Source organism: Rhizobium ruizarguesonis (assembly GCF_012349115.1).
Lineage (GTDB): Bacteria > Pseudomonadota > Alphaproteobacteria > Rhizobiales > Rhizobiaceae > Rhizobium > Rhizobium ruizarguesonis.
Map to the genome: position 1 here is coordinate 43,033 of NZ_PQIG01000072.1, position 26,742 is coordinate 69,774.

A 26,742-nucleotide genomic window follows, 5' to 3' on the forward strand; every position below is an offset into this window, starting at 1 on the left:
AAAACGGGATTGTTTTGATGAATAATGGAATGAAATTCTTCCTATTGTTTTCCACGCTGGGCTGTCTTGTCGCTGGCGAAGGGCAAGGGGCATTATGCACCAATGAAGCCAATTGTCTTAGAAGCGCGTCGGACAAAGTATCTCAGACGCTCACACCGAAGGTATTGCCAATTTTCTGGGAATTTCCAAAGCTGTACATCCACGACTCGGCGGCAGAAGCGGATTATCCGGTGCCCGAAGATACGAGGCAGGCATTTGACTTCTATACCAACAAGACTTCCTTCAACTTTCCACCGCACGCGTCAATCGTGACTAGTCAAAGCGCGTCGATCAGACCGGACACGGGGTTCACTGTCCTTTTGGTCGAAAAGACCCGTGAAAATACCGCTCCTAATGGCGGTAGCGCCCTATCGCTTCTAAGTTCTAATTCGAACGATGCTTACCTATCATTCGCGTTGGGAGCCACGCCCAATCCGAATGGTCAAAAGTGGTCTTTTGCGAAAAGCCTGCTTCAAAGCGACATGGCGTCTATTGCATGGTGGCAGAAGCCCTGGGATATGAACGTCGTGGGGCCAACAGGGGCATTCTCCGGCACAGAGTGGATTTACTATACCTTTACTCCAGACGGCAAAGTGCGCATCGACCGTTTTGCGCCGTATACCTATTTTCTAGCTTTTACAGCTTACCAATGGGATGAGGCAGTGCTCGACAGCGGGTTCCCGCATTCTCCTTTCAGCTCTGGTACGCCAGCCGATCGTCCGAAATCTGTCATTTTCGGATCGGTTGGACCATGGGTTATTGGCGCTGCAGCAGTGCCCGGTCAGACATCGCCCATGATTGAGCCAATTGAGGCGCTACCGGGATTTGAGGGCGTGACGATCTTCTCGAACCCCTTGTCGATGAAAGAAGTCATAGCGTATCAGAATTCCCTGAAGAGGAGCGACTTTCTCGACGTCACCATGCTGCCCTGCAACAGCGGCCAGTACCTTTCCGGCGAGATAAGGACTCCCTGCGGCACGGCTCGTCCTGGCAATCCTCCGTCGAATGTAAAATCGGTGGCTGGTGATGCGATCCGCATCAATATCGAACGCTTTGAATAGCGATGTTGGACGACTCTCATTTGTTCCAACGGCGATCAGACGCCATCAGTTTCAGCTACCGCGATGCCGCAATCCCGGCTGCTTGCGCAGCGAATGTCTGAGCCAGATCGAGCAAAGATGGTGACCACTCAAGCTGTGACGTCGCCGCGCTAAGATATTCCAGAACCAAAGCAGGATTAAGCCGTCTTGAATTTCTCGAGCATTGCAGCAGTGAGATTCTCTCCGGCGCGGCCCCAGGTGGCCAGCGTACGATCACTCAAAATCGTATCGACCGCGAGATCCGTTTTGCGAAATGCCATTTGAACTCGCTAAGCGACTTGAGCGTAGGTCCTCGTCCGGCCCTTATTCATCTTTGGCCCAGCCCTTGCTGTCGGCTGTCTTCGCGAGGAGGAATGCATAACACCTGCTGATCTCGTCGAGCTTTCTCACTAACTCGCCGTCCGATCCACCGAGCAAGGTTTGATAGTCCTCGCCTCTTGTTGACCTCTGCCAATCATTCCCAATAAAGCGCGCGGTCGCATTGCCGAGGGAAGAAACCATTGGTTTGGGGCTGCCAAACGATACGGCTGCGCGGCTCAATCCGTCTTGGAAGCTTGCGTCATCGAGTCCGCTATAAGGCTTTCCTTCGGAATTCGTTGCATTAAGGAAGATCTGCTCGTCACCGAACACGGCATATCCGCCGCCCAAGCCTTTTTTCGTTGCGTCCGCTGCCTCGAAGAATCTCTGCGCGACGGTGGCGTTAAGGCTGCCCTGCGGAAACCGCACGACAACAAAGCCTGTCTTACCTGTCGTGTCGTTGAGGCGAGAGGTAAGGACGCGATATTGGCGGAAGACGTAGCCCAGGGAGCCGGCAAGTCGACCCGCCCCGGCGTCATCGAGATCACCCTCGGTCTGAAGCGATGCATTGGTTTTGAGGAGATACCCGCCTGGCATAACCTCTGTCCTCAAGGTCGCAGCGTCGATCCCGTTGGCTGTTATGATCTTTGGCACGATCTCCTTTAGCACTTCGGCTGAAAACGTCGCTCGATCATCATAGCTGGCCTGGGCAGCCGCGGCAAATGGAAACCTGCGGAGGGCGTCGCTCGATAGGACACAAGCACCTTTCGCTTTGCCGGCGCTGTATTCTGGAATGCTGAAGCGATGGCGGCAGCCTCTTTGATTTGGCAACATCATTAAAATGCTGGTAGGTGATGCCGACGTCGGCTTTTGGATTGCCCGCAGCAGCCGCAGATATGCGCGGCACTCGACAAAATTCTTCAAGCTCGTTGATTAGGATCATTTCGTCGAGATGACGGTTGCGATGTCACAAACTTTTCGCAGGCCCCGGAAACCCTGTTAATCCACGTTCGTTCACCTCTTGTACAATCCTTGAGACGGCACCCTGTTCTAGATCAAGGTGGTTCACCAACGCGGACTCCACCAGGGTCGTTGCCGTGCCTAGTTCAGACATTGCGGCAATTAGCTTCTCGAGGCTTTCGACAAACGCGGGCCGAAGTTCCGACGCAGTTATTTCCATTCGTAAAGGGTGAGTGCAAAAACAGAATCGGTGGACGATTTTGCAAGCCTCGCAATTCGATGCTTCTTGGGCGATTTTAGTGAATATCGCTTCTGCCCTTAAGGCAAGTTCGTCAGGGGACAATTTATCCGTCACGGTCCAGCTCTCTGGGACCTGCGGCCGCATTCGATTTAATGCCGAGATCAGGGTCTCACGTCCGACAACATAAAAATCTAACAGAGCTCTTTCCGACATCGGCCTCGTGAAAAAGCCTCTTTGAGGGATGTATTGGATCTTCCCTTCAGCTGCAAGCCGCTGAAGTGCTTCGCGAACTGGCGTTCGACCAAGATCGAGCTTAGACGCTAGATCCTGTTCCCTGAGATGTTGCCCCGGCACACGACCGTTACTGTGGAGAATTCGTCGAATAGCCTCGTAGGCAATATCGGCCTTTGCAGGTTCTGGTTCAGTAGAAAAATTTGGGTCACCCCCACGACCTTGGGGGGCGTTCTTGCAACACCGCATTTGATAGTTTTCCTCTGTCGATATCCTTCAAGGACCCTACAGGAGCTTCTTGCATTGAGACCGGACGGTCGCTTCGAATTGAAGGTCGAATTAGTCGGCCCTTCCAACACCGGCACCGCGTTTCGCGCCCGAACCAGATACGGCATCAACCACCTGTATTACAGCCGCGGCCGTAATTGGCAGCTATCGCATTCTGCCGCTAATTTCAATGCCATAGGCACAAGGCTGCCTCGGGATGGCGCGCTGGTCCGATGTCTACCGCCTGTCGTATTTCGCGTAAGCGGCCGGCTTTAAGCGAACCGTGTCTCCAAGGCCTGCAAGTGCCATCAATGTGGTGGCAGTTTTCGAAATCTACATGTTCATGGCAGCTCTTCGGTGGACGTGCGTCGGCCTCATCGTCAATGAGTAATTTTGCCGATCGGTTATCCCTATCAACCAGCCGACAATAGGCATCGGCGGGTTTGATGTATCCGCGGCTCGCGAGAGCCTCGACTTGTCCATCAGTAGCGATGGTTTCGCCGTTGTCAGAATCACCTCCAGCGCAATCAAAGACACGTTCAGATTTTGAAAGAGACCATGTGATCTGACCCATTCGTTCCGGTTCGTGGTTGGTGGCGAGAAGTGCCTTGGTTAGGCCCAGGCCTATGCTTGCCTCGTATTCGGCAGATGGTTGTTGCAATGTCGGCAATTTTTCAAGGCTCGGCTCCGTGCCGGTCACCACCGGACGGTTAATCCGATAATATCTTCCGCTATCTGCGACTTCGCGAAGCGCATTCAGATGGTCGTTCCGTGCGGCCGGCCAGCGTATGGCACCCCGTGGAGCAACCACACGTACGCAATCGAGGAAGGCGAGCCTCATTTCCGGGCTATCACGCCTGGCTTTGTTTGGATGCATTTTGTCACGTCGGTTCATCTAAGCCTCCCGTCGCTGACCAGGGTAGTCCCCCTGGCGCGTGTTGAGCAGGTCTAGACGGCGCTCCGCCATAGATCAATATATAGCAATAATATATTTTTTTATATATTTGGCCAATCGCACTAGCGTAACTTTATACTTTAATCGTCAAATAAAAAACTCGAAACAATATAGTCTTTCTCATGCGAGCTCAAGATTTGATTGAGTCCGCGAATGTTCGAGCTGACAATCTCCGTTGGTGATGGCCAAAGCTCGAAGTGGTCATGTACGGCTATGACTCCCTCAAGCAGCACGAAAAGTTCCCCTCTATCTGACAACTCCGAAAAGTTGGTCGGATTGAGTATTTCGTCACCATCGCGCCGATCGCCAGTGAGTTGAATTTATTGGCAGAATCGGAGTCTCGAAGACACTTCCTTCGCTCTTGTATTGAAAGTCGAACACAGATCGCTGACAGGAGAACGCGTGGGAAGAACACCGGTTACGCCGAAGTCGGCTTACTCGGGCCACCATTATATTCGGCCGGCACAAAAAGCGTTCTCGGCAGGTCGGAAACGATGACATTCTGGCTCCCTTGCGGTGGATCCGACTAGTTTCGCTGGGCGAGCGACACACCGCAAAGCAACAACGAACGGCATTCTTATCGCGCCAGTCACCGGCGCTCGCTCCCGGACCATTGATACTTTTATCCCCGCGACACAGGCGGTCTCATAGCCACAACACGTGGCTGCCGTCGAAACAAGTTCGACGACAACCACGCTGCCTTGGGAGGCGAAAGGTTTTCCCGAGAATCTGGTCTTCCGGATGAGGTAGCAGGGTCAGCTACTATTCGTGCACATTCGACGAACGCAATTGTCGCCGCGAGAATCGTTGGGCGCGCGACGCTAGACTATCGCGCCGGCGGTTGCGTACCTACAGAGGTGAACAGTCTCGCAGCAGATTCAGCAAAGGTACATCCGATTAATGTCCTACTCCCCCATGGCAGCTACGAGCCGACGCACATTCGCCGATGTCGAGAAAAATACCGGTCATTTTCATAATTTCTTTGCGAGTGACAGAAAGCGAGGCGTGTTCGTCGGGCCCATATTGCCCACAATCGGCGTACGAATGAGGTATCCAGATTGTAGGTAGTCCGAGGACATCGGCGAAGAGGTCGTGGCAGCGAGCCTCCCAGATTTGGCAGGAGTGAGGGCTCTTGCGCATGGTTTTCTCAATCGAGTCACAAACGAAATGCACCCCGTGATGACTAGGGGAAAGACGGGTGGCCATGATGACGATACCAGTCCGCATTCCAAAACAAGCGCCCTGGTGTCGCCAATGATCGGATGACAAGCGCGGACAGGTGCTGCGACAACTGCTGATCTATAGCGATGATCGCGATCATCGCCTCGGCCGTTCAATAGGCGGTTTTTGTCATGCGTGGGCCGGTGTGACGGCGGGCTACCGCCTCTGTTCCACCCGATCGCAGGAAAGCTCTTGTCCTGTCGATCTGGCAGACCGTAGTGCCGCTGGCTCATCGAGAAATCTCGATTTTTTCGTGCGTCGGTGGACGCCCATCCCAATGTCGCAGTGGGCTCCGGGTCAAGGATCAACTTCAACTTTAACCGTGTGCACCGCATTTCTCGCGTCAGTCAGCGGCTGTCCCGCCCCACATTCATCCGTGCACCGACATAGCAAGATATTCTGGCCTGATGTTGGGGTCCACGACAACTCGAACCGTTGCCAACTCCTTCCTTCGCGCGGCCCTACTGAGGCAGTCCGCCAGGAGCCTCCACCGTCCACGCTGACCTCGACGCTGGAGATCTGGTGATCTCCCCAAGCCCAGCCCCATATTTTCGTTGGCATGTCCGCTGACAGCAGATCATTTGGGGACGGCGATACGATAACGGACTCCGGGGCGACGCCCCAAACCGGCTTCATCCCCGACGCCGCAGGGTCATTGTAGAAGCGCGTCGTATAGGCGCCGCTTGCGCGCCGATCCGCAGCCGTGATCGAACCAACCCATTTTACGGAGTTTGTACCATACCAACCTGGCACGACCAGTCGAACCGGTCCTCCGCGCTCGGGAGTGAGTGGCCGACCGTTGATCTCAAGTGCGAGGATAACTTCTTCTGCAAGTGCTTTGCCGATCGGCAGGTCTTTTTGATAAGCTTCTCCAACATCTGCGTATTCGCCCCACTCGAGGCCGGAAGTCCAGATGTAGGACGCATGGCTGCTGATCTTTGCGCGTTCCAGAACAAGCGACAGCGGCACACCTTTCCAAATTACATTTCCGATCCTGCGTTTAGGCACTGTCGGAGCAAGCGGACTTCCAGCGCATTCGTGAACCGACATGTACTCGCGCTGTGGCATTGCTTGAAGGTCAGACAGATGCAATCTCGTCGGGTTACCCACGAGGCCATCGACATCCAAATGCCAATGCTCGGGGTCGATCTCCAGGAACCCCATATGCGTTACCAGAAAAAGATCATCTTCAGGGGTGATCCACGATTTAAGGGCATGAACGCCGTCGGCAGGGCCCTGGAAGGAGAAACCCTTCTTGGTCATGTGCATACCCGTCCGCGCCATCACCTTTACTCCGGCATGGCCACGGCCTCAGGGCTCGTTAGAGCGTCCTCAGCGCGGCCTTCCAAAAATCTGATTGGGTTTCGACGCATCCGGTTCACGGTGACGTCGAAAATATCGAATCGGTTGTAACCAGCAACGACGTCGTGAAATCGTTTCGGCTCAACACAGTCGTCCAGATCGATTTGGGCATAGCCGATACCTTCGTCGGTCATTTCGTCACCAGTTGCCGCTCCAGTCGGCCCTAGGAAAAAGCTAGTGGCCCGCGGACTGGCATCCATGATCGCTTCGATCGCAGGATCATGCAAGGCAATGGATTTGCGTGCGACTTCGTCCAGGTGCCCCGCCACGATGATCCCGAAGCACTTGGCCTCGAAGCAGTGCGCTGAGGCACGGATGCGGTTGGCTGCTCGGTTGTCGTAGTTGTCGCTTTCTGTGGGAACGCGAGTGGGCCAGATCGGCGGATAGCTACTTATATGAACTTGCTCGCCCTGCGTCATCAGACTATAGCGCGCGAGCGGATTTGTATTTTCCCCGCAAATTAGGCCGCCAATGCGACCGATTCTCGTGTTTGCGACGACCAATCCTGCGCCATCGCCCGGATCCCAAACTAGTTTTTCAAAGAAGGTTGCGACCAGTTTTCGATGGTGGATCAGGATTTGGCCGGTATCGGAAATCAGAACATTACTATTCCACAAACCTCCGACACTTGCCGGGTTGCGCTCGGAAAAACCGATTGAAACGAAAACACCGTTATCGGAGGCGGCCTTTCGCACACGCTCAATTTCCGGGCCGTCAATGTACACCGAAGCTTTCAAGAAGCGTTTGAAATGTTCGTGCGATTGAATGGGCGGGTAAAGTGCTGCCCAGACAGGGAAACCGGGAAGAAAGCTCTCCGAAAATACCACGAGCGATGCGCCGTTTCGGGCAGCCTCTGCTATCACCGAGCAAGCTTTTTCCCCGCTGGCCCCAGGATCGAGATAGACGGGGGCAATATGAGCAGCGGCGGCCCAGAATTTCATGTTTCCCATCTATATTCCTCTACTGATCAAGGCTCGCCATCAGCCATCTCGACTAGCTCGGCAAAAGCAGGCTCAAGATTGCCGTTTTGCTGTTAGACCGATTTCAATGCGTGCTCCAAGCGGCAGGCTGGCGCAGCCGATTGTGGTGCGGGCCGGGTAGGGCGATGAAAAACGCGTCGCGTAAATCTCATTCATCTGGCCAAAGTCACCCATGTCGGTGAGATAGACATTGACGGATACGACATCATCCGACCCCAGGCCCGCTGCCTCAAGGACTTGAAACAGATTATCGAAACACTGGCGTGTCTGGTCGGCTACATTTCCGTCGACAAGTTTGCCGGTGCCGGGGTCTAGCGGTGTCTGGCCGGAGCAGAACAGAAGATCGCCGGCCCATGTCGCGTGCGAATACGGTCCCACTGCCGCAGCGTTTGAAGCATTCACAGTTCGTCTGGACATGCGTTCTCCCAAGGTAGGTTCAAGTAGTGCGACCTGCTGGCGATAAGCGTTTCCGCAAGATATTTTGCTTCACTGCGCACCACACATAGCGGCACAGCACGTTTGAAACTATCAAAACGAATTTGCGAGCCAACCCGAATAGGATGCACTACCCTGTGCAAAAATAGACGGAGGTAGCATGGCGACTGCAATCGATCATCTTGATTGGGACGATCTCAAACTCTTCCTCATCGTTGTCCGGTGCAAGAGCATGACCGGCGCCGCTCGCGAACTGAAAGTCAGCCACTCCACCGTATCTCGTCGACTTGCTCGTCTGGAATATACGGTTGGCAGTGCACTCGTCGAACGGACCAAAGATGGACTTCTGCTGACACCGGCCGGCCTGGTTACAATGCGGCGAGCGGAGGAAATCGAGAACGGCGTGAATGCTCTTCGCAGCGACGTAAGCAATCGTGACGAAATACGCGGCACAGTCAGATTAGCCACCATGGAAGGCATCGCAACGCTTTATCTCTCCGAGCGCCTCGTTGAACTCAGTAGCCGGCACCCTGATCTTGACCTCGAGCTTGTAACGTCGCCGCAAACGGTTCGGGTCGCTCGCCGGGAAGCGGATTTATTCCTAAGCTTCTTCAAGCCCCATGGAACTTCTCTGGACAGTCAGCTGATCGGACGTTTCAAGACTGGCTTATTCGCTTCGCAGGCTTATCTTGAGCGCAATGGAGTTCCCTCTCAAGCGGCGGATCTTCGCGAGCACCGCTTTGTTGGCTATATCGAGGAGCTGATTCAGCTTGAAAGCGTGCTCTGGCTAGAGGAACTCGTACCCACCCCAAAAATTGCGTTCAGCTCAAATAGCATGATGTCGCAGATGTTCGCGGCGTCTGCGGGCGCAGGCATCGTAGCGCTTCCCGAATTCGCACTCAGTCTAAACCTGGGTCTCGTTCCAGTGCTCGACGAACTGAGCGGCGAGCGCGAGATCTGGATGTCAGCACACCAGGATCTAGCTTATCTTCCAAGAGTGAGAGCCGTAAAGCAATTCGTGAAAGAGCTGGTACGTCGAGACGAACAACGCCTTCTGAGAAACTCACCTTGGTCTTCGTGAAGTTTCGCAAATCGGACTGCGCGGAGCGCTCTTGCCGGCCGAATTGGCGGACGCTTACGTCCCGTCGCTCAATTCTGCACATCGGGTTGCGAAGTTGTCAGCTTCCGTGACAACGCCGATTGCGTCAACAAGATTGACGCTCGATCAAAGGAAGGAACCCCTCATGTCGCAAATCAGCCGCGACGCTCGCAAGACTTTGGACCTTCTTCGCTTGCGTGCTGATACCCCCGGCACAAAAAACAGAAACCACCTTAACAATGCTGGTGCTGCGCTGATGCCGAGCCCTGTTATTGAAGCGGTGGTTGGGTACCTAAGCCGGGAAGGCGAGATCGGCGGATACGAAGCCGCAGCTGAGTCCAACTCTCTACTGGAGGGGACATATGACAGCTTGGCTACATTCGTAAACTGTGGCCGCGACGAGATTGCGATATCTGAAAATGCGACGATCGCCTGGCAACGCGCCTTCTATTCCCTCTCTTTCCGACCTGGAGACCGGATCCTGACGGCAAGTGTCGAATTTGCAGCCAACTACATCGCCTTTCTGCAGGTTGCCAAACGCACCGGCGTATCGATCGAAGTCATTCCGAATGACGCTTCTGGGGTCCTCGATCCGAACGCACTGGCGAAAATGATCGATGATCGCGTTCGGTTGATAGCGGTTACCTGGATCCCGACCAACGGCGGGCTTATCAATCCAGCAGCAGCGATCGGTCGAATAGCGCGAAAAAACGGCATCCTCTATCTTCTCGACGCATGCCAAGCTGCGGGTCAAATCCCGATCGATGTCAACGCGCTCGGCTGCGACATCCTGACTGCTACCGGCAGGAAGTTTCTCCGAGCGCCACGCGGAACGGGATTCATGTACATGCGTAAATCACTCGTGGATAAGATCGAGCCAGCGATGATCGACCTCTATGGCGCGCCCTGGACTGGTCCGGATCGATACGAATTGCGCCCTGATGCCAGGCGTTTTGAAACATGGGAGAAGAACTGTTCGGTTCGTCTCGGCCTGCGGGCAGCAGTGGACTACGCGCTCGACATTGGGCTCGAAAATATCGAAGAGCGCTGCAATCACCTTTCGTCAAAGCTTCGCGAAGGCTTGCGGGGTATACGAGCCGTGTCCGTGCATGATCTCGGGAGGCCCCTTGCTTCCATCATCTCATTCACTGTCAACGACTGGGACTCGTCATCGGTCATGGCTTATCTGACTGGCAAGGGAATCAACGTCTCAGTTTCCCCTCCTTCTAGTACACCCGTCGACGCCTATACGCGACAACTCCCCCCCGTGGTGCGAGCGTCGCCACATTATTACAATACCGAGGAAGAGATCGATGCATTCCTGGAGGCGATTGCTAGTATTGCCTCGTAGCTGATTTGCTCGCCTGACGAACGAGCGGATCTTTTCAAAAGGCAAAGCAGTTGATGCGACCTTACATCAAGTCGTGACTGCATGCTAAGATCAAGCCCTAACTGTTCGGTCCTGTTAGGCAGATCATGGCAGGCGCATCTGCCAATCCCGCCCACGCAACGCCATAAAGCAATGGCAAATGTTCATATAAGTCTCGCTCCAGAAGCCCGACATTTTCAAAGTGCCGGCGAACCCATCCGCCTTGTTCCGTGGCGATACACGGATTTCTAATTGCAGGCGTGTTGAAGTCCCCGCTGCGTTAGCGGGTGATCTCCTTCAAGTTCCGTCAATTCGCCGAAGCATGTGTTCAACGTTAATCGCGTGGAAGATAGAGCCGAGCTCGCTAAGCGGAGAATCGTATCGGATGTCGTCTATTGTGGCGATCAGGCGGTCAGCATCGATCAGTCCCAGTTCATGCAGCAGGCAACGACGGGATAATTGACTAGTGATCTCGCTAGCACCGATAATCAGCGAGCCGGTCAGATAGTGTTCGAAATTTTCTCTTATAGAAACGCCGAAGAACCGTTTGGGATATCCAAGCCGTTCCAACATCCGGCGATGCAGCGCCTTTTCGTGCCTCCAGGCTAAAGGTAAACTCCGATAAAATCGTACGGCTTCCGGCTGGGCGAATGGGCTAATTGGCCATATGCCATGGCTCGCAAACAAAGGAGCCCGCGCGGCGTGTGCCTCCAGTACCGAAATCGGCAGAATAGGAAAGGGTGCCCGATCGCAGCTTGCTGCATAGTCGGGCAATCGGCTTTTGAGCACCAGTGTCATGGCGGAGGGAAGGATCTCAGGAAGGAATGCATCGCTAATATTACGAGCGAATTGCTCGTGATTTTGCTCGAAAGCATGGGCCATTAGCAACTCATCACCGCCTGTACCAGTTGCGACCGCCCGTGGAGCTGAGGCAGTTGCGAGCGACTTCAATAGTTGATGGAGAGGCCGCTGCAGATCGGCATTGTAGGGAGCTGGGACGTAGTCGCTACTCACCTTGAACCCACACGGAACCATTGGTATCGTGTCAACACGCAGCGTTTGATCGTGGAAGCCAAAGTGCTCGATTGCTATTTCGCGCCTCGAAGTCTGTTGACTTCGAGCTGGCCCCTCGACCTCCAAGGCATAGGTTTGCAGGGCGTCAGGATGCTGCTCCGCCAAAATGGCGGCAACGACTGCCGAATCCAATCCTCCGCTGAATTCGCTAGCCGTGAGGGCGGGCGTGAGCGGCCAGCGACGCAGCAGGGCGTCGATCAAACGGCATGCTGCGGCGGCAACATCGGCCCCATCCACAAGCGGGGTCGGGATGAAATACGGTGCCGGAGGGGGATATTTCGTCTCGACGGCTCCCGTCCTGCTGATGCAAAGTGACGCGCGCTCCGTCAGCATGAAAACACAGCGAAACATCGTGGTTGTTGCATAGGGGAGCGTCCCGACAAGACGCAGGCCAGTTCGGTCCGTGTCGACGTCAGCGAGAGTCATGCCCGAATAAAAGTCCGCTATCGACCAGGAGAGATCAATGCGCTCACCGCTGACCTTCAGATAAAGTGGCGCAACACCTCCATGTCCGGCGCTGAAGGTCACCGTGCCGGAATGGCGATTGATCGAAATTGTCTGATAGTCCAATGGCCATTGCCCAAAAGCACAGAAATCATGTGCTCGTTCTATCGGCCAATCCCTGAGTGCCACAACCTGCCCACTCGCTTCGGCGGAACGCTCGCGGCAGATCAGGATGATTTGATCAGTGGTGTCCCAACGGAAGCTTTCGAGTAAAGGATGGTCCAGGATCTTGATAGAGATGTTGGGATATGACGACGGGATCAGCGGTTCATCCACGCACTCGAGATGACCTCGGTCAATCGTTCCCTTGAACATGGGTGATCGCCTAGTTGATGAAAATCTAAAGGGGCAGTGACCGCCGCCTTGGCGACGGTCACACGGATGAGACTTAGACGTCGAGTTTGTCCATGTCGCCCGGTTTCCCCCCCTTGATCATGGCAGCAATTTCTGTGGTCGAAGGGGTCGGTCCGACGCGCGGCGCCTTGGCAAACACGCTCAACTCGCCACCGATGAGTTTAACGGGCTTGCGGGTAGTTATCGTTTCCATGTTATGATTCTCCGTTGGTTGCTTTCCTCGCCGTTCCCCTAAAGGGGTGCCAATGACGCGAGTGACTGAGTTACACTGACTGTCCCATACCGTTCTAGGGTGGCATAGGCTGCGGAATCATTAGGCTACAATCGATCCGGGCGGCTACGTGACTGGCTCTCTGACCTAAGCATTGATTGCGATGTAGCACCGCTTGTGCAAAAGAATTCCAGGCGGTGACTTGTGTGCGCTTATGAGCCGGACTGGCGGCGAATTGGTGACCAAAACTTCCTGAGCCGTAAGGTTCAAACATCGAGCGGAATTTCCTATGCTAGCTAGTTGCCTACAACGTCTGGGGGGCGGACGAGGGGATGACTTCGAGTGGCACGACTAACTCGTTTTCGAAAATGCTAGGCTCTGAGAGGATGTGTGTTTGCCACCCGTTGGCGCGCAAGGTGTTTATCAGCTTTGGGTGCGTCTCGCCGATAAGCGAGGTGATGCCAGCAACGCGGCAAAACTCCATCAACCCGATCATCAAAACACGCGATACTGGAACCCCGTCAATCTTTTCATCACCGCTTGCAACCGCCCACCGCGTCCATTCGAAAACGTCGTGCGACCTTGGCCACTTTTGGCCCCGCATGATTTGCGGGTAGACGGTTGAAAGAAGATGTGGCTGCACCGTAGGAAGGAGCCGAGAATACCCGATCACCGTATCGTTCTTGAGAACGCTAAAATGAATAGCGCAATCGTGATCAAACTGATCTATTTCCCGTCTGTCACTCTTGCGTAATGCCTGCCACCCACGTCGCTCCACAAATTGCTGGTGTCGAAATCGCCAGATTTTCTCCATGATTACGGCGTTAGCCCGAGAGTCCCCAATGCAAATCTTCATCATCGCTTCCTGACCCCCGGGGATCACTATGCGCGATCTTTCTGTCCTTCAAAATGAGTAGAAATACTCATTTCTGAGCTAGGTCGCGGATGATTAACGTCGTTCGTCGCGCTACCATGGTTTGAAACCAAACAATCCCCCGCGGCATGGGAAATAGCGGTAACGGAAAGATCGGCCAAAACGGGCTTAAGAATGCCATCATCTCATACCGCTAGAGCGTATCCGGATTTAGTTGAATCGGAAGGGATTCCGTTTTTGTGTGTTTTGTGATTCAAGATGCTGGCTGGAGTGGAGGCCAGCATCGAATGACGCGACCTCTTTCCAATGATCTTCGTGAGCGTGTTGTTGCTGCAATCGAAGCCGGTGAGAGCTGCCGGTCGGTTGCGGCGCGGTTCGGTATTGCCGTGTCTTCAGCGGTAAAGTGGTCGCAGCGTTATCGTTCGAGCGGATCTGTGGCGCCTGGGAAGATGGGCGGCCACCGCAAGCGGGTTCTGGAGCCGCATCGGGCGTTTATCGTGGAGCGGATCAACCAGACGCCGCATGTGTCACTGCACAGGTTGAAGGAAGAGCTGGCCGCGCGAGGGGTGAAGGTATCCCACGATACGGTGTGGCAGTTCCTGCGGCGTGAGGGATTGCGGTTCAAAAAAAACACTGTTCGCCCTTGAGCAGGCGCGCGCTGACGTCGCGCGACGGCGACAGCGCTGGCGATCCTGGCAGGCTGGCCTCGATCCAAGACGGCTGGTCTTCATCGATGAAACCTGGATCAAGACCAACATGGCGCCGCTTCGAGGGTGGGGGCCGAAGGGCAAACGCCTGCGCAGCTTCGCGCCGCACGGACATTGGCGCACCCTGACTTTCCTCGGCGCGTTGCGTTGCGATCGGCTCACCGCACCCTGTGTCTTCGATGGACCAATCAACGGTGAGTGCTTTCGCGCCTATGTCGAGCAGCAACTCGTACCGGTGCTCAAACCCGGCGACATCGTCGTGATGGATAATCTCGGCTCCCACAAGTCGGTCGCCATCCGTCAGATGATCCGCAACGCTGGTGCACGGCTCTGGTACTTGCCGCCATACTCCCCCGACCTCAATCCGATCGAACAGGCTTTCGCCAAAATCAAGCACTGGATGCGCCTGGCTCAGAAGCGAACCATCAATGACACCTGGCGCCATATCGGACACCTCGTCACAACCATCGAGCCCAGCGAATGCAGCAACTACTTCGCCAATGCCGGATACGCTTCCGTCAAAACCTGAAACGCTCTAGAGTAAATTTGCAGAGCATACGGTGTGCGTCAAAGACGCCTAAGGCTCGATCAAGCCGCCTCTCAGGCCGCTTTTCGTTGATGGGATCACGTTAGAAAACCATCTCGGCCGATGCTTATCCGCTACCGACCAAATAGGCTTCCACCGCTCTTACCGTCCCGGGTCTCGGGGGCATGCCTATGGGTTAGTGGCGGCCTGTCAGGGAGTATATCTACTCATTTACGTCACCTAGAAATGATTATAGCTGAATTGGTGTCTCCAATAACACTCGCCTCAGTTGGAGCTGGGCCAAGAAGCGGTCCAAACGATTGGATCAGTCCTGGCGTCAAGACAGAAAATCAGCGGAAAGGGAGAATCAAATGTCCTTGCATGTCAGCTACGTAGACAAGGAAATGACGGATCATGCCCGTGCATCACAGCCGGGAAGCGCGGCGCTTGCCCAAGGAACGCAATATTCGTTATTGTTGAAGAATCAATCGGCGCAACCTTGGACCTTCTATGTCTATCAAAAGATGCCTCAACCTGTTGCCAATGTCTTCTCCTTGGCATGGTTCTGCTCTCCGTATCAAATTCGGGTTGGCAATCAAATCAAGTTCACTTGGGAGCTCGCCTATAATTTCGTCTGGAGCGACACGGGACAACTGATTCCTGGCGTGGACTTTTTTGCCTCCGGGGTGGAGGACTGCAGCCCCAGCGGGAAAAACACCACTACTTTTTCATTAAGTGGTGGACCCGGCCTGACCGTGCCGATCAAGGCGGATCCTGCAGGATCACTGGTCATCAACGATGCTGGCAATGTGCCAAACAATCGGTTCTCCGTGGGCATCGGCATGTCCGGAACAGGAACTTATGTTGTACAAGCGGGCACCAATCTGTTCCACACGTTCACGCCGACTCCGAGCTATTGGATTGCGGCGGGAACGAATGTGTCTATCGGCTCGGTGCTCAGTATCGACACGATCACCCAGACCAGTGAAGCCAAGTTTCCCTCTGCCGTCTTCAATCTCGTAGGCGTGCTCCACGAGGACAATACCTGGGATGTCAACCCGGCTTGATGGCAAGGTGAATTGGCTTCAGCTCCGCCGGTCAGGTCGGAACTGATGCATGGGAGTGCCTCTTGTTGCTGATAAGTGGCACTCCTTCACTCACACATCAATCTTGACCGAGGAACCATAGATGTTTGCAGGGCCTCCAATCGGTGCGGTGTGTTCGTTTGCGGGGCAAGTTGCCCCTATCTCGAGCTCGGTCAATACAATCTGGAGCAATACATCCTGCGCGAGCTCTGGCGTGGCTGCGGGTACAAATGCGGAAGCTCCTATCAGCTACATCGAAGCCCAGGGATGGATGCTTTGCGACGGACGTTATCTTAGGGCAGCCGCCTATCCAGAACTCTACGCCGTTCTCGGCGGACTCTATGGAGAGCGGAATTCTACGGCCGATCTGGAATTTCGGATTCCAGACTACCGTGGGCTGTTCCTGCGTGGTTTCGATGCCGGTGCCGGTATGGACCCTGACGCGAAACGACGGCTAGATCCAACTGGCAATAATGTTGCAAATGTTGTTGGATCACTCCAATGCGATGCTCTGCAAGTTCATGCGCATCCCTATGAGATAACGACGCCGGCGGGAATTTCGCAACAGGGCAGTGCCGCCGGAACTTCCATTTCAAGCAAATCGACAGGCTCACCGGAAAATCCGGCACGCACAGCTCTTGAGACGCGTCCCAAGAACGTGGCCGTGAACTACCTGATCAAGTTTCGGTAACTTAAGAGGGTCGCAGATCCTTTCATTCGATTCAGAGACATCGGTCCGGAAGCGACATCTTGCCGGCCGGCAAAAGAGGAGAAGCTTAATGACCGCCACTTTGAGAGCTTTCGGATACCTAGCTGCTTTCGCCCTGACCGTCACCTTCGCGCAGGGAGCCGCGGCTGAGGAGCACCAAAAAGGCAAGGTCGCGGCGAAGCCCGTAGAAACTGGCGTTGTGATCCGCGGCGTCACGCTTGCCGGCCCGCTTGGAAATCCGGGAACGTCAACCGGGAAAACATGCGACTTCAGCGGTGAGCCCGTGGATCCATCCGGACGTTTGGAGGGGGCAAGCGTCAACTGCAGACCAAATGGTAACCTGGCGAATACATTGCCTGGGCTACCTGCACGCTTTAACGCGTATTGCATGATAAATGCGCCGGTCAAAAGTGCGCGGCTAATCCAAGCTGCCCGACCAGAAAATGCCAGCCACTGCGATCTGTCGGGGATCACCCCAAAAGACGCGACTGGTCAATTCGGGGGGGCCGTCTGGCGGTAGGTGGTCATTGGACGACTTCTGAGGAAACAAATTCAAAGCACGTCCTCGCAGCCACCCAATGGATCCTGTCTGCTCGACCTACCGAAAACTGTGTTGCGCCTGTCTATCAATTCAGGCGCAAATTTAGCTCTGCATTTCAACGGGGCTACTATCTGATCGTGATGGCTGTCGTGATCCAATAGGCCCGATCTTTGAAGTGCCCGAAAACTCCATATATTTCAGCGAATGATTCTGAGACGAAAGCTTTCGGCAATCATCTGAGGTGTATTAACCACATTGAGCTTTCGCTGGATGTTCAAAATGACATTTTGGATGGTTCGATGGGATCGTCCGAGAATCGTTGCAATCTCTATTGCTGTTTTGCCTGCGGCACACCAATGGATGATTTCGCGCTCTCGCGTTGTGATCATGGGTAAGGCCTGAATTTTTCGACTGGCATCATTCCCAATTTGGGCGCGGAGCAAGCTGTGCGCGTAAGCCGCCATCACATAGAGCGCGCTTCGGTCGCAGGTTGAGAGCTCTACCTTTTCCGCTCCAAAACTGACAATCGATTGAAACCCAGCGGCAGTGTGTAAAGGAACGCTAAAGCCGTCAATCAACTTGAATTCGCGTGCCTCATTCATGACGCGACGGCTCTGCCGATCGAGTTTTTGATCTCGCAGAGCTTCCGACCAAACAAATGCGTGATCACATGTCTTGCTAAGCTGTACAATGGGGTCGGCGTGGACATAGTTGTTTTCACGATAGCGATCAAACCACCCGGCGGACCAATTGCCCAAAACGAAATAGGGATCAATTCGCTCCGGAGGCGAGGGGATTCCGGATATCGCGAAATAACTAAACCCGAAATATTGTGAAATTTTGCCAAGTAAGAGTAACACATCGTCTTTGCTCTTTGCACTGGCTGACTCTGACAGGAAATCGAACACCAGATTCGAGACCGTTGAGGATTCTTCCTTCACGACAACCTCCCGGTTCGGCGCAAGATTAACGTCGTCACATCTAAGCAGTGAGTGCCCAGTTCGGTGGGCGGCTAAACTCTAAAAACCATATTAGATACCCTTGATACATACAACCAAAAAGCGCATCTTTCAGGTCAAGTTGGTCGCCCGAATAAACGTGCGCGTTTTCGCCAACGGGATCGTCGTCGGCAAACCGTTTGGCGCCAGTGCCACCAGCTGGAAAATAAACCAGAATATATTTGTAAATATATTTTTGTATATTTTTCCAATTATTGGTGAACTATCAATGCATTACCGTTCTTTTACATAGACTACACGAATATAATATTAAATATATCCTCTGCGTCCCTTGTCTTGAATCACGTATTTGTAGAGAGTCTGCTTATGAAGGTGACAACGCTGGAATATTCAACAGGCGAAGGGCTGTCGCAGGGAAGAACGTCCGGGGCTATGGTCCAGGAGGTAGGCTCCGGCACAGCAGGGGACAACGCCCCTATGTCCCAAAAAGCGTCGGGTCGACACAAGACCCAACGGACGCGATGCGAAACTTGATCCAGTCGAGCGATCTGGCTCTTCTCATGGAAGCTCATGATGCCCTCTCCGCGGCTATCGCGGGTCGGGCGGGGTTTGCAGACCTTTGGGCGTCCAGCCCAGCACCGGATGTTAGTTTCCGCTCGTTATGGAGTTATATATGTCGCTAATTAAAAGAAAAATCTTCTCCGTGGGCGTCTCGATCCTATTGGCATGCGGCGCGTCGGCGGCCGATCTAGCTGACCACAGCGTTCCGAGCGCCCCCTCTTATGACGCACCGCGAACCTTCTCGTGGGCCGGGGCTTACGCCGGTCTTCACGGAGGTGTCGCGGCCTCCAAATTCAACCCGTTCAACAATGATCGCGCCCCAGCGGTGGGCGCTCAGGTAGGTTACAATTTCCAGGCCGGACCAGGCGTTTTCGGCGCAGAACTGGAAGGCTCTTACATGAACAACGATGTGCGTGTGCCTGGCGGTAAGGTGGAAAGCCGCTTCCGCGGTGCCGCGAAGGCGAAGGCTGGTCTGGGCTTTGACCGCACTTTCGTCTACGGCACCGCGGGCGTCACAACGACCGAGTTCGAGGGCCGCCGCCCCGCATCCGGATCGGACAAGTGGAAATCCGGACCGGATAGCTGGAAACAGGGCTACCTCTTCGGCGGCGGCGTCGAGCACGCGTTTTCGGGCGGCGTGTCGGCAAAGATCGAGTACAACTACGTCATTAACAACGCCGTCCCGACCCCGAGCGCAGGCATCGGCTCGAAGTCCGACCTCAACGATAATGTAATCAAGGCGGGCCTCAACTTTCGCTTCTGACGAACTCGTCTGAAGCCTTGAGCATGGGCACGAATCAAGGCCCGTGCGGACAGTTTTCAGACGAGCTGGCCGCTGACGGCTTTTCCCATGGGCCATGGCATGCGGTCGGTGATTGCGAATTTGGTTGGCAGAAGGTTTTGTGTGATCTGGAACGAAGAGATTGCGAACGGCGGAGAACAGCGAAACAAAATGTTGCAGGCTCCCGATTGATCGGAATCCCTGGCGCATTCGTTCCCGTTTTCGAAACGGCAGATGCGAGTTCTCCGCCCGGTTGTTCAAGCTCTTGTGTGAGCGATGCTCAACACCCGGCATGACCTGACGTTTTGCCGCTCCATTCGAGCGGAGCTTGTCAGTGATCATGCGCCTCGGCACCATGCCCTGGTTTTTTAGCAGACGCATCAACAAACGTCTGGCAGCCTTGGTATTGCGGCGAACCTGCACGATTTCGTCGAGCACATAGGCTATCCTGGATGGCGTAGCTCGGCTGCTCGCAAGACTGTGCGGCAGCAAGCCGTTATCAGCGCGAACGTACCCTTACCGCAGAGCCCGCATCGAACGGGGAAGGTGGTTCAAGCTATTGTGGCCAACGGACGCGATTGCTGCGGCCAAAGGTACTTCAGCGATATGGTGGCGCGGAGGTAGCGCCTTCAAGCTACGATGTTGATATCCGCTATGAATTGACCCGGCGCCGGGTCAATTTTAAGTCGACATCGTGTTGCCTGTCCATCTCAATATAACCCAATTAATTAGTGCCTTGAAATTCTTCTAACGAGCCACCGGTTCGACTCCCTTCAAGACCAGCAGATCAGATCTCAAATGTCAGTTCGAGGGAACGGAGGCACCTAAGGGGAAATCGTCCGCTTAGACTTTTGGCGGTGGTTCGAATTCCTATAAGACGATTATCTTCAGCACACCGGTTCGTGGCCAATGGCGCGCCGAAGTCACGCCACATAGGGCGCCGCGCACGGGCAGCTTAGTTATTATTTTGGCCGCATGCTCGATTTCAGGATCAGAATTCCACAACTGGAAGGAATATTAGCATCCCGTCGTTATCATTAGTATATTAAATATATAGACTATGACAACAAATGAGGTGTTGCGAAATGAAAATTCTGGGTCTATCGGGCAATGTCAAGCAGCCGTCGCGAACTGCCTCTGTTGTGGAGGCCGTCGTCGTTGCAGCGGCATCGAAGCTGGGCCTCGAAAGCCGAACCATAGAGCTGTTTGACGCTGCTCCCATTCTCTTCAGGGCGCTTCGATCCGACCAGCTGGATGCCGCGGGGCGTGCGATTATCGACGCCGTCGAGGCGGCTGATGTCCTGGTTGTCGGGTCGCCGGTCTACCGGGCATCGTATGCCGGCGCTCTCAAACATCTTTTCGATCTTGTTGACTACCGCGCACTGACCGGCAAGCGGGTTATTCTAGCTGCCACAGGCGGCACGCCGCTGCACGGTTTGATGATTGAACATCAGTTGCGCCCGCTGTTCGGCTTCTTCAACGCGCTGACGCTGCCGACTGCTATTTACGCCACAGAAATCGATTTCGCGAATTATGAGATCACCAGCCCTGCGGTTCGCGAGCGCATCGAGCGCGCCGTTTCAGAACTCGCGCAGGTGCTGCCGGTCTCCAATAACGCCGCTGCCGACCGCGCCCATGGAAACCGCCCAGCGGCCGTCGCCGCGTCAGCTTAGTCATTTTAAGGGAGAGTGCCATGTCCTATGCCAGTAGAGAGCCGGTCAAATTTGCATACTGGGTGCCCAATGTTTCGGGCGGCCTCGTCATTTCCAACATCGAGCAACGCACCACCTGGACGATCGAGTACAACAGAAAGCTGGCGCAGATCGCCGAGGCCAGCGGCTTCGATTACGCACTGAGCCAGATTCGCTTCACCGCCGGTTACGGCGCCGAGTTCCAGCATGAATCGGTCTCCTTTAGCCATGCACTGCTGGAATCCACGACGACACTAAAGGTGATCGCGGCCATTCTGCCGGGACCGTGGAACCCAACGCTGGCGGCCAAGCAGATTGCCACGATCAATCACCTCACCAATGGCCGTGTCGCCGTCAATGTCGTGAGTGGCTGGTTCCGCGGCGAGTTCCACGCGATCGGCGAGCACTGGTTAGATCATGACGAGCGCTACCGCCGCTCGGAGGAATTCATCCGCGCGCTACGTGGTATCTGGACCGAGGATAATTTCACGTTCCACGGCGATTTCTATCGCTTCAACAATTATTCGCTGAAGCCCAAGCCGATCGATCCGCAGCCGGAAATCTTCCAGGGGGGCTCCTCGCGCGCCGCGCGCGACATGGCATCGCGCGTTTCCGACTGGTACTTCACCAATGGCAACACGCCAGAGGAAATCGGCAAGCAGGTAGCTGACATTCAGGGCAAGGCCAAGGGCAACGGTCATTCCGTCCGCGTTGGCGTCAACGCTTTCGCCATCGTCCGCGAGACCGAGGAAGAGGCAAGGTCCGTCCTTGCCGAGATCATCGAGAAGGCCAATCCGGACGCGGTCAATGCCTTTGGCCACGAGGTCAAGAATGCCGGAAAGGCATCGCCTGAAGGCGAGGGCAACTGGGCGAAATCCTCCTTCGAAGATCTGGTCCAGTATAATGACGGCTTCCGCTCCAACCTGATCGGTACGCCGGAGCAGGTGGCGCGGCGTGTGGTCGATCTAAAGCGTGCCGGGGCCGATCTCATCCTGCTCGGCTTCCTGCATTTCCAGGAAGAGGTCGAGTATTTCGGCAAACACGTGATCCCGCTGGTGCGGGCGATCGAAGAGGCCGAAGCTTCGAGCGCAATTGCTGCAGAATAAGTCAGCATGAGACAGGCGGCCGGTTTTCGGCCGCCACGGGGAATAACGGAGCCGCAGATGGCGACACCTGCGGGCGGGACATTGCGCAACAAGCTACCGGTTGGGCGTAATGGAAAACGGGGGCATGCGCACGATGACATTGGCTTTTGGATCGCTGGGTTCCGCGCCTTTTCCGCCGGAGATACAGGAGCACTTGGCTGGACTTGACGGTCAGCCGCGCCAGGACGGCGAGCGGCAAGCGACCACAAGTGAGACAATTCTAGATCTTGTCGGGGTGACCTTGTCCTTCGGCGGTGTCGTCGCCCTGACGGACATCGATCTGTCAGCGCGTCGGGGAGAAATCCTCGCCATTATCGGGCCGAACGGCGCGGGCAAGAGCTCAATCATCAACGTGATCAGCGGCGTGTACCGACCGGATCGTGGTCATATGCGGCTCTCCGGGCGCCTCTACACCCAGGTCCCGACACAGAAGCTCGCCCGTTTGGGTATTGCCCGCACGTTTCAAAATCTGGCCTTGTTCAAGGGCTTGAGCGTTCTAGAAAATGTCGTCATTGGCCGGGCGCACACGACGCGGTCGAGCTTCATCGAACAGATCGTCGGCCTCGGTCGTGCCCGCACGGAACAGACGGATGCCCGCAGTCGGGCCTTGAACGTGCTCGAGTTCCTCCACCTCTCGCATGTCGGCGATCGTCTGGCCGGTACACTGCCTTATGGGTTGCAAAAGCGGGTGGAATTGGCACGCGCGCTGGTGGCCGAGCCCGATATCCTGCTGCTCGATGAGCCGATGGCCGGCATGACGGCGACGGAAAAGAACGAGATGGCCGGTTTCGTGCGCGCCGCCCGTGACAGGTTCGGTACCACCGTCGTGCTGATCGAGCACGATATCGGGGTCGTGATGGATCTCTCCGACCGCGTCGCCGTGCTCGACTACGGCCGCAAGATCGCCGATGGAACGCCCCACGAGGTCCAGCGCGACCAGCGCGTGATCGATGCCTATCTCGGTGTCGCCCCTGAGAACGAAAACGGGGAGGGCATCTAATGGCTGATTTCGACTGGCTGTTCTTCACCGAGGTCCTCGTCGGCGGCCTTCTGTCCGGCGTCATGTATTCGCTGGTCGCGATCGGCTTCGTGCTGATCTACAAGACATCCGGCGTTCTTAATTTTGCGCAAGGGGCGATGCTTCTGTTCGCGGCGCTGACCTTCGTCAGCCTGACGGAACGCGGCATTTCCTTCCCGCTGGCATTCACTATTACCTTCGCGATCATGGTCGTTATCGGAATAGCAGTCGAGCGCACCGTGTTAAGGCCGCTGACCAACAAGCCGCCGATCACGCTCTTCATGGCGACGCTTGGCCTCTCCTATATCATCGAGGGGGCGGCGCAGCTGATCTGGGGCACGCAGGTGCACGGCCTTGACCTCGGTATCGAGGACGTGCCGTTCGACGTCGGTGGTGTCTACATCAGTCAGTTCGACATCTTCGCAGCCGTCGTTGCCGCCTCCATGGTGCTGCTGCTTTCTCTCTTCTTCCGTTACACCCGCATCGGGCTTGGTTTTCGCGCCGTCGCCGACGACCAGTTCGCGGCGCTCACCGTCGGATTGAGGCTCCCCTGGATCTGGGCGACGGTGTGGGCGGCTGCAGGCCTAGTGGCGCTGGTCGCCGGCCTGTTGTGGGGAGCCCGCGTCGGAGTGCAATTCTCCCTGTCGCTGATCGTCCTGAAGGCTCTGCCTGTTCTTGTGCTCGGCGGCTTTGACTCGATCCTCGGTGCGATCGTCGGCGGACTGTTGATCGGTGCGTCCGAGAAGCTGGCCGAGGTCTATATTGGTGAATATTTTGGCGGCGGTATCGAGGGCTGGTTTGCCTATGTCATCGCGCTCGCCTTCCTCCTCGTGCGACCTTCCGGCCTGTTTGGCCAGAAGCTCGTGGAAAGGGTCTGACCGATGTCCACGATCACTCATGATCTTCCGGCATACAGTTTCCCCGCCCGCTGGGCGACGCCACTGGCCTGGCTTGCCATTGCCTATGTCGTTGTGCCGCTTCTCGGGTCCGACTATCTGTTCGAGGCTATCCTGCTGCCGTTCCTGGCGCTCAGCCTCGCCGGCCTCGGTCTCAATGTCCTGACGGGTTATGCGGGGCAGGTGTCGCTTGGAAGTGCTGCCTTCATGGCGGTTGGCGCCTTCGCCGCGTTCAATTTCAACCTTCGCGTTGACGGTCTGCCTTTGATCGTCAGCATGGTTCTTGCGGGTTTCGCAGCCGCCGGTATCGGCCTGGTGTTCGGCCTCCCAAGCCTGCGCCTCAAGGGCTTTTACCTTGCGGTTTCGACCCTCGCCGCGCAGTTTTTCGTACAGTGGGCGCTGACCAAATTCAGCTGGTTCTCCAACGATTCCGCATCCGGCGTGATCGATGCGCCGCAGCTTTCGGTCTCCGGCCTTGTCTTCGATGGTCCGGTCGGACGATATTATTTAGCGCTGACGGTGGTCACCGTCCTCACGGTGCTGACCTATCGATTGATGAATTCGCAGACCGGCCGCAATTTCATTGCCGTGCGCGACAACGAGACAGCGGCGCGGATCTTTGGCGTGCCGGTGCTGAAGACCAAGCTTCTGGCCTTCGCGGTCTCCTCCTTCATCATCGGAATTGCCGGCGTCCTGTGGGCCTTCGCCTATCTCCGCACGGTCGAGCCTGCCGGCTTCAATCTCGACCGCTCATTCCAGATCCTGTTCATCGTCATCATCGGTGGGCTTGCCTCGATCCGGGGGGCCTTTTTTGGAGCGGCGTTGATCGTTGTTTTTCCACTAGTCCTGTCGCGGCTTGGTTCGTTCCTGCTCGGCGACATCTTCAATTCGGGCGTGCTCGATATGAGCCAGCGCATCGTGCTCGGCGCTCTCATCATTCTCTTTCTGATCCTCGAACCGGATGGGCTTGTCGCGCTTTGGGACCGGGTTCGAAAACGCATCGGCGCCGCGATCGTGCGGTCCTGATCGAAACGGAGCCTTCAAAGCTCTGAAATACCAACAGCCTTCATCAGATCAACCCGAACCGGCGCCTTGCCCGGTCGATACCCGGAGTATGTCCAAAAATGACGATCCTTGCCAAATTCAAGATCGTGGCTCTTGCCGCCAGCCTCGCCATTACGGTGGCGCTGCCGATGGCCCACGCGGATGAACAATACTTCCCGCTCCAGAGCTATCGCGTCGGCCCCTATGCTGCCGGCGGCACCGGCTTCTTCGGTGGCTTCATTGATTATCTGAATCTGATCAACACGCGGGACGGCGGCGTCAACGGCGTCAAGTTGACATGGTCGGAAGCTGAAACGCAGTATGAGGTCGAGCGTGGCGTCGAAGCGTACGAGCGCCTCAAGAGCAACCCGAGCGTGGCTGCCTGGAACCCGCTCTCCGTCGGCATTGCCTATGCGATGATCGATCGCATCACCGCAGACAAGGTGCCGCTGATCACCATCAACCATGGTCGCACCGATTCGACCGACGGCCGCGTTTTCCCTTACGTCTTTCCGCTGCTTCTCAATCCCTACAGCGAAACGTCCGGCATCGTGAACTATATCGCGGGAAAGGAGGGTGGACTCGAAAGCTTGAAAGGCAAGAAGATCGTCGTTCTCTATCACGGCTCGCCCTATGGCAAGGAAACCATTCCGATCTATGAACTGCTGGCGAAGAAATACGGTTTCGAACTGCAGCAGATCGAGGTGCCGCATCCCGGCAACGAACAGCAGTCGCAGTGGCTCACGATCCGGCGCGCCAAGCCGGACTACGTCGTCCTGCGCGGGTGGGGCGTGATGAACCCGGTCGCGCTGAAGACCGCAGCGAAGGTCGGCTTCCCGGCAGACCACATTATCGGCAATGTCTGGTCCAATTCAGAAGAAGACGTCATCCCCGCTGGCGAGGCCGCCAAGGGCTATACGGCAATTACCACCCAGGCGTCGGGAGCCGAATATCCGGTCGTTCAGGAGATCGTCAAAACGATCTACGACGCCGGCAAGGGCGATCTCGAAGATAAGAACCGCATTGGCTCGGTCTATCACAATCTCGGTATCGTCAACGGCATCCTCAATGTCGAAGCGATCCGTATCGCCCAGGAGAAGTTCGGCAAGCGGACGCTGACCGGCGACGAGGTCCGCTGGGGGTTTGAACACCTGCAGCTCGATCCGGCGCGTGTCGAGGCGCTCGGCGCCAAGGGCCTGTTCCACTCAATCAATGTCACCTGGGACAACCACGAGGGCAACGGCTACGTGACGTTCCAGCAGTGGAATGGGAAGAAGTGGAACGTCGTCTCTGACTGGATCGCGCCGGACTGGGCATTGCTACGTCCGATCATCGAAAAGTCGTCGGAGGCTTACGCTGCGGAAAAGGGCATCAAGCTTCGTACGGCGGCAGACGCCGAAACAGCGACCAACTGATCCTTTGAAGCCGCGCGCGGCCGGCGCGGCTTCAAGCAAAGGCGCGGGAATGGATGTTGTTCCCTCTCAACCAGCCTCGCGCCTTCTCCTT

The 26,742-nt window shown here is 55.7% G+C and carries 24 protein-coding genes and 1 pseudogene; 14 read left to right on the forward strand and 11 right to left on the reverse strand.

What is annotated here, in order from left to right:
• The first annotated feature begins 17 nt into the window (after positions 1-17).
• Positions 18-1,100: a hypothetical protein gene (locus tag C3Y91_RS13345; protein ID WP_425523610.1), complete on the forward strand. Its 1,083-nt coding sequence runs from the start codon at positions 18-20 to the stop codon at positions 1,098-1,100.
• Between the two features lie 342 nt (positions 1,101-1,442).
• Here the strand turns inward: C3Y91_RS13345 and C3Y91_RS13350 are convergent, their stop codons facing one another.
• The 6 genes from C3Y91_RS13350 to C3Y91_RS13375 form a co-directional block, all read right to left on the reverse strand.
• Positions 1,443-2,360, reverse strand: a complete 918-nt coding sequence (locus C3Y91_RS13350) for a hypothetical protein (protein WP_246780193.1) — start codon at positions 2,358-2,360, stop codon at positions 1,443-1,445.
• 43 nt (positions 2,361-2,403) lie between these two features.
• Positions 2,404-3,117 carry a GntR family transcriptional regulator gene (locus C3Y91_RS13355; RefSeq protein WP_168334834.1) on the reverse strand — a complete coding sequence of 238 codons (714 nt, stop codon included), beginning with the start codon at positions 3,115-3,117 and terminating at the stop codon, positions 2,404-2,406.
• Positions 3,118-3,322: 205 nt separating this feature from the next.
• Positions 3,323-4,030, reverse strand: coding sequence for a hypothetical protein (locus C3Y91_RS13360; protein ID WP_168575426.1), 708 nt, complete (start codon positions 4,028-4,030; stop codon positions 3,323-3,325).
• Between the two features lie 1,578 nt (positions 4,031-5,608).
• A complete protein-coding gene (locus C3Y91_RS13365) occupies positions 5,609-6,595 on the reverse strand; it encodes a molybdopterin-dependent oxidoreductase (RefSeq protein WP_168278887.1) in 987 nt (328 codons plus the stop codon).
• A 5-nt stretch (positions 6,596-6,600) separates the two neighbouring features.
• Entirely contained in the window at positions 6,601-7,623 is a 1,023-nt protein-coding gene (locus C3Y91_RS13370) for a carbon-nitrogen hydrolase family protein (protein WP_168575427.1), read from the reverse strand.
• Between the two features lie 63 nt (positions 7,624-7,686).
• Positions 7,687-8,070 carry a RidA family protein gene (locus tag C3Y91_RS13375; RefSeq protein WP_131714257.1) on the reverse strand — a complete coding sequence of 128 codons (384 nt, stop codon included), beginning with the start codon at positions 8,068-8,070 and terminating at the stop codon, positions 7,687-7,689.
• A gap of 178 nt (positions 8,071-8,248) precedes the next feature.
• On the opposite strand from C3Y91_RS13375, the gene C3Y91_RS13380 reads away from it, so the two are divergent.
• Both C3Y91_RS13380 and C3Y91_RS13385 read left to right on the forward strand, forming a co-directional pair.
• Positions 8,249-9,169: a LysR family transcriptional regulator gene (locus tag C3Y91_RS13380; RefSeq protein WP_168278881.1), complete on the forward strand. Its 921-nt coding sequence runs from the start codon at positions 8,249-8,251 to the stop codon at positions 9,167-9,169.
• A gap of 163 nt (positions 9,170-9,332) precedes the next feature.
• Complete coding sequence (locus tag C3Y91_RS13385) at positions 9,333-10,538, forward strand: aminotransferase class V-fold PLP-dependent enzyme (RefSeq protein WP_168575428.1); 1,206 nt, start codon at positions 9,333-9,335, stop codon at positions 10,536-10,538.
• Between the two features lie 315 nt (positions 10,539-10,853).
• Here C3Y91_RS13385 and C3Y91_RS13390 read toward each other — a convergent pair whose 3' ends face one another.
• From C3Y91_RS13390 to C3Y91_RS13400, 3 genes are all read right to left on the reverse strand, one after another.
• Positions 10,854-12,449 (reverse strand): asparagine synthase-related protein, encoded by a 1,596-nt coding sequence (locus C3Y91_RS13390; RefSeq protein WP_168575429.1) that lies wholly within the window; start codon positions 12,447-12,449, stop codon positions 10,854-10,856.
• A 73-nt stretch (positions 12,450-12,522) separates the two neighbouring features.
• Complete coding sequence (locus C3Y91_RS13395; protein ID WP_018484260.1) at positions 12,523-12,681, reverse strand: hypothetical protein; 159 nt, start codon at positions 12,679-12,681, stop codon at positions 12,523-12,525.
• 322 nt (positions 12,682-13,003) lie between these two features.
• The gene (locus C3Y91_RS13400) at positions 13,004-13,558 is read right to left on the reverse strand and encodes an acyl-homoserine-lactone synthase (RefSeq protein ID WP_028734672.1); all 555 of its coding nucleotides are present in this window, start codon (positions 13,556-13,558) and stop codon (positions 13,004-13,006) included.
• A gap of 302 nt (positions 13,559-13,860) precedes the next feature.
• Between C3Y91_RS13400 and C3Y91_RS13405 the strand changes: the two genes are divergently transcribed.
• From C3Y91_RS13405 to C3Y91_RS13420, 4 genes are all read left to right on the forward strand, one after another.
• A protein-coding gene (locus C3Y91_RS13405; protein WP_168575430.1) for an IS630 family transposase occupies positions 13,861-14,809 on the forward strand; the annotation gives its coding sequence in 2 pieces (ribosomal slippage) (positions 13,861-14,196 and positions 14,198-14,809; 948 coding nt in all).
• Positions 14,810-15,177: 368 nt separating this feature from the next.
• Positions 15,178-15,873, forward strand: a complete 696-nt coding sequence (locus C3Y91_RS13410) for a RhiA family protein (protein WP_018484262.1) — start codon at positions 15,178-15,180, stop codon at positions 15,871-15,873.
• A 232-nt stretch (positions 15,874-16,105) separates the two neighbouring features.
• The gene (locus tag C3Y91_RS13415) at positions 16,106-16,582 is read left to right on the forward strand and encodes a tail fiber protein (RefSeq protein ID WP_343227728.1); all 477 of its coding nucleotides are present in this window, start codon (positions 16,106-16,108) and stop codon (positions 16,580-16,582) included.
• An 88-nt stretch (positions 16,583-16,670) separates the two neighbouring features.
• Entirely contained in the window at positions 16,671-17,120 is a 450-nt protein-coding gene (locus C3Y91_RS13420; protein WP_131619132.1) for a protein rhiC, read from the forward strand.
• A gap of 218 nt (positions 17,121-17,338) precedes the next feature.
• Here C3Y91_RS13420 and C3Y91_RS13425 read toward each other — a convergent pair whose 3' ends face one another.
• Positions 17,339-18,082 carry a helix-turn-helix transcriptional regulator gene (locus C3Y91_RS13425; protein ID WP_131619131.1) on the reverse strand — a complete coding sequence of 248 codons (744 nt, stop codon included), beginning with the start codon at positions 18,080-18,082 and terminating at the stop codon, positions 17,339-17,341.
• Between the two features lie 691 nt (positions 18,083-18,773).
• Here C3Y91_RS13425 and C3Y91_RS13430 point away from each other — a divergent pair.
• On the forward strand, positions 18,774-19,424 hold the full coding sequence (locus tag C3Y91_RS13430) for an outer membrane protein (protein WP_168334827.1): 651 nt from the start codon (positions 18,774-18,776) through the stop codon (positions 19,422-19,424).
• A gap of 78 nt (positions 19,425-19,502) precedes the next feature.
• Here C3Y91_RS13430 and C3Y91_RS13435 read toward each other — a convergent pair.
• Positions 19,503-19,883, reverse strand: a pseudogene (locus tag C3Y91_RS13435) (DDE-type integrase/transposase/recombinase); the annotation flags it as partial.
• Between the two features lie 644 nt (positions 19,884-20,527).
• Between C3Y91_RS13435 and msuE the strand changes: the two are divergent.
• From msuE to C3Y91_RS13465, 6 genes are all read left to right on the forward strand, one after another.
• Entirely contained in the window at positions 20,528-21,115 is a 588-nt protein-coding gene (msuE, locus tag C3Y91_RS13440) for an FMN reductase (RefSeq protein ID WP_018517081.1), read from the forward strand.
• A gap of 20 nt (positions 21,116-21,135) precedes the next feature.
• Positions 21,136-22,239 (forward strand): dimethylsulfone monooxygenase SfnG, encoded by a 1,104-nt coding sequence (sfnG, locus tag C3Y91_RS13445; RefSeq protein WP_018484267.1) that lies wholly within the window; start codon positions 21,136-21,138, stop codon positions 22,237-22,239.
• Between the two features lie 124 nt (positions 22,240-22,363).
• A complete protein-coding gene (locus C3Y91_RS13450; RefSeq protein WP_174827023.1) occupies positions 22,364-23,278 on the forward strand; it encodes an ABC transporter ATP-binding protein in 915 nt (304 codons plus the stop codon).
• Positions 23,278-24,174: a branched-chain amino acid ABC transporter permease gene (locus tag C3Y91_RS13455; RefSeq protein WP_018517084.1), complete on the forward strand. Its 897-nt coding sequence runs from the start codon at positions 23,278-23,280 to the stop codon at positions 24,172-24,174. The genes C3Y91_RS13450 and C3Y91_RS13455 overlap by 1 nt, the downstream gene beginning before the upstream one ends.
• A gap of 3 nt (positions 24,175-24,177) precedes the next feature.
• Complete coding sequence (locus tag C3Y91_RS13460; RefSeq protein ID WP_168575432.1) at positions 24,178-25,218, forward strand: branched-chain amino acid ABC transporter permease; 1,041 nt, start codon at positions 24,178-24,180, stop codon at positions 25,216-25,218.
• Positions 25,219-25,316: 98 nt separating this feature from the next.
• Positions 25,317-26,651, forward strand: coding sequence for an ABC transporter substrate-binding protein (locus C3Y91_RS13465; protein WP_164598224.1), 1,335 nt, complete (start codon positions 25,317-25,319; stop codon positions 26,649-26,651).
• Positions 26,652-26,742 lie beyond the last annotated feature (91 nt).